The organism is Roseivirga sp. UBA1976 (genome assembly GCF_002336325.1).
Lineage (GTDB): Bacteria > Bacteroidota > Bacteroidia > Cytophagales > Cyclobacteriaceae > Roseivirga > Roseivirga thermotolerans.
Genome location: NZ_DDDQ01000112.1, coordinates 1 through 3,665 on the forward strand (window position 1 = coordinate 1; position 3,665 = coordinate 3,665).

4 protein-coding genes are annotated in these 3,665 nt (G+C 43.7%); 3 read left to right on the forward strand and 1 reads right to left on the reverse strand.

Going from position 1 to position 3,665, the window contains the following annotated elements; translation table 11 throughout:
* From B3763_RS11130 to B3763_RS11140, 3 genes are all read left to right on the forward strand, one after another.
* A partial coding sequence (locus B3763_RS11130) for an LruC domain-containing protein (RefSeq protein ID WP_286746511.1) occupies positions 1–1,129 on the forward strand: 1,129 nt, incomplete at its 5' end.
* A gap of 173 nt (positions 1,130–1,302) precedes the next feature.
* Positions 1,303–1,941: a class I SAM-dependent methyltransferase gene (locus B3763_RS11135; protein ID WP_286746513.1), complete on the forward strand. Its 639-nt coding sequence runs from the start codon at positions 1,303–1,305 to the stop codon at positions 1,939–1,941.
* A 70-nt stretch (positions 1,942–2,011) separates the two neighbouring features.
* Positions 2,012–2,707 (forward strand): DsbA family oxidoreductase, encoded by a 696-nt coding sequence (locus B3763_RS11140; protein WP_348655142.1) that lies wholly within the window; start codon positions 2,012–2,014, stop codon positions 2,705–2,707.
* Positions 2,708–2,907: 200 nt separating this feature from the next.
* Here B3763_RS11140 and B3763_RS11145 read toward each other — a convergent pair.
* Positions 2,908–3,665: hypothetical protein (locus B3763_RS11145; RefSeq protein WP_286746515.1), on the reverse strand; the 758-nt coding region annotated here is incomplete at its 5' end.

Consider the following 3,665-nt stretch of genomic DNA (forward strand, 5'->3'; position numbering starts at 1 on the left):
GCTGTATAAATTCACTTCAATAAACGACACCAACGGAACAGCCGAAATTGTAAGAATAAGTGCCGAAAACTTCCCCTTTCAACTCACCTCTATGGCTATAGACCGCCAGGATAGAATATTTGTAGGTACCAACGATGCCAACTCAAACCTCATTCAAATTAGTAAGGAAGATGGAGCCTACCAGATTGTAAAAACTTTCAACAAAAAAATTAACGACCTCACTGCCTGGAAATGCGATACCGGTTCGCTCAACCAGCAAGACTCTGACAACGATGGAGTAATTGACGAATTGGACGACTATCCAAACGATCCTACTGCGGCTGTAGATAGCTACACTCCCTCCGAACTGGGCATGGGCACGTTTGCTTTTGAAGATTTATGGCCGGTAAAAGGCGACTACGACTTCAATGATATGGTTATTGGTTACCGATATACCAATGTGTTAAACTCAGATAACAAAAGCGTACGCTTTAAAATGAGCTTTACTATTCGGGCAGTAGGAGCCGCCAATCATAGTGGTTTTGGCATTGAACTCGATGTAGACCCTACATTGATTGCTTCCGTATCGGGTCATAAAACGGACGGACAAAACACCACACTCAATGCCAAAGGACTTGAGGCTCAGCAGAACAAATCGGTAATTATTGTATTTAATGATAGTTTTAATCACCTGAAACCGGCTGCAGGCGCAAAGTTCATCAATACCGACCCTTCCGAAAGCAGTGTGGCTCCCTTTACGGTAGAAGTTGTGGTAGAATTTACCAACCCGATAGCCCCCGAGTTACTTGGCGAGGCCCCCTTCAACCCTTTTATCTTCTCTAGTTATGAGAGAGGAAAAGAACTGCACCTGGCCGGCAAAATGCCAACTTCTTTGGCCGATGCAAGCCTATTTGGAACGGCCAGCGATGACACCAACGTAAACACCGGAAAAACCTATCAGGATAGCAACAACCTGCCTTGGGCCATCCATATCATACATGAGTTCCGATACCCAATCGAAAAAAACCGAATTGACCAGGGCTACAACAAATTTGTTGACTGGGGACTCAGCAGCGGGGCGTTATATAAAGATTGGTATGGCGACAACTCAGGCTACAGAAATACCAACAAGATATATTTCAACAACTAACAGCAAGCCTATTTAAGCATCGGCCAAAGCCAAAATACTTGGCCCGTGCCCTACCGCAACAGGTTCAATGGAAACGGATTAGCCTCTAAGTGCTTAAAACCATTGGCGCTAACGACTCAACTTAATACCTTCATGGCGGTAAACAGCCTATATGTTACTGTTATTACCGCTTAATGAAGAACCGCAGATATAACACCGAAAAATTTTGGGATAGGGCCGCACCAGGCTATGACAATGCCGAGGCCAACGACAGCCACAAGCACGAGCTGGTTTTCGATACCCTTAAAAAATACATGCTGCCAGCCGATAAGGTATTAGATCTGGGCTGCGGAACAGGTTTAATGGCTTCGCGAATTGCGGGTCATGTACAACAAGTCACAGGAATAGATATTTCATCCCAAATGATTAGAAAAGCGCAAGAACGAGCCCTGCAAAATAGCCTTACGAACACGCATTTTCTCAAAGCCGATGTATTTGATGAAAAGCTCAGTCACCACTCTTTCGAATGCATTACAGCCAACTATCTGCTCCACCTATTACCCGATCTACAGGCTGTTTTACAGCGGGCCGACCACCTGTTGAAACCGGGAGGTTACTTTATGGCAACCACACCCTGCATGAAAGAAAAACCTCTTCTCTTACTGGCTCTAAAAGGACTTTCCAAAATTAAACTTGCGCCCGATATCACAGGCTTCTCTCTACCCGGTCTCAAACGAACCCTGACAAGGGCAAACTGGCAGATGGTAGAGTGTCTAAAACTGTCGGAATCGGATCCCGAATACCTTACGATTATGAAAAAAATCGGTACTTAACCTTCAAAAGTTGAATCAATTCGGGTACTATGGAGTTGTAGGCATTGATCATTAAAATGAAAACCGGCAAATGACCATAGAGATTTGGAGCGATGTGATGTGCCCGTTTTGCTACATTGGCAAGCGGCATCTGGAAAAGGCCTTAGAAGATTTTCCCGAGAAAGATAAAGTTAAAGTGGTTTGGAAAAGCTTTCAGCTGAACCCCAATATGCCGGAAAGCAGCGATGAAAGCGTCTATGAATATCTGGCAAAGGCCAAGGGCATTAGTCTGGAACAATCCATGCAAATGCATAAGCGCGTTGAAGAAATGGCGGCTAATGCCGGACTAGATTACAACTTCGACATTGCCAAAGTAGCCAACTCATTTAAGGCACACCGCGTGCTACAGTTAGCCAAGAGAAAGAATCTTGGCGATGAACTAAAAGAAACACTCCTCGAAGCCTATTTCACTAAAGGAAAAAATACCAGCGACACTAAAACGCTCGTTGAACTAGCTAATTCTGTAGGAATTAGTGGTGATGAAGTAGAACTGGCGCTCAATGAAGAACAGTTTGCTCATTATGTGAAGCAAGACATTGAAGAGGCTCGGCAAATAGGTATTCAAGGAGTTCCCTTTTTTGTTTTCGATAAAAAATATGCAGTATCTGGTGCTCAACCAGTAGAGCATTTTAAAGCCACCTTAGAAAAGATTCAGGCCGAAAGCAGCTCTTTCATCAATACTTCGCCAGAACAAGGCGATAGCTGTGATATTGAAGGCAATTGCTAGGCATTGTTGAACAGTTATTCAACAACAGTCATAAAAAGAGGTCACCGCGAAAGCCACTATTCTCGTTATTTCCGGTTTGATCGGAAATCTCCATCGGCCTTAAGTGCCAAGTAGATAAAATCACCTTCAGGGGTAGGCAATGGCGTTTAAGTTTGGGAAAGTCTCTTTTTATTGACTAAAAGATGCCTAACCGTCTTTCTTCAATCAGTCTTTCTGGTAAATATATGATGCTGGGTAGCGGTGAAGTAATCTCTGAATATCTGATTGATCGAATGATCCTCTCTGCTGGCCTTAACGCCTAAGTGGGGATAAAGAGCCGTAATTGCGCTGGAAATATACCTGACTGAAACGGATGCCGCCTCATGTACCTCTCTTATGAATGAATCAGCAAATATTCCGTTGCTGTCCGTCAATTCCGATACGGTTCGTACAATTTCTCTGATTTCCCGGTTAGCCGATCGAACGACAGATTCCAGCCCATTCAATGGTTCGGACTGAGTAATTAAAGCTGCCTCTTCCCAAAAGTGTTCAGCCATACCAATATAGTTTACCCAAAGGGTGAGGTCGGCAAATACTGAAAAATGAATTTTAAAGACTGACTGAGGATGATAAAACTGATTATAAATAAAGCTGAAACGCTCATGAACAACTACATCAATCACCTCAAAAGAATGAGTAGCCGAAGCTTTCAGCCCCATGGTTTGCCAATCCTCAATAATGGTCACTTCAGTTGCTGGAATAACGAATGACAGGAATTTTGGTGTTCCATCCTCATTCTTCAACTCTATCCCATTCTCTATAATTTTTGCATTCAAGGTAAAATGAGTGAGATATGGTGCTCCTGTTGCGTAGCGCCAAGTACCATTAAGCCGATAAGCATCTCCCTCCTTTTCGGCAGTTCCAAACATTCCTCCGCTTCCACCCAAAATCGCTGACTGAGCAAAAACTTCTTGGGCAA

What these genes read in the sequence shown, in the direction of transcription:
- B3763_RS11135 (WP_286746513.1), top strand. Translation starts at nt 1,303, where the DNA reads ATGAAGAACCGCAGATATAACACCGAAAAATTTTGGGATAGGGCCGCA.
- B3763_RS11140 (WP_348655142.1), top strand. Translation starts at nt 2,012, where the DNA reads ATGACCATAGAGATTTGGAGCGATGTGATGTGCCCGTTTTGCTACATT.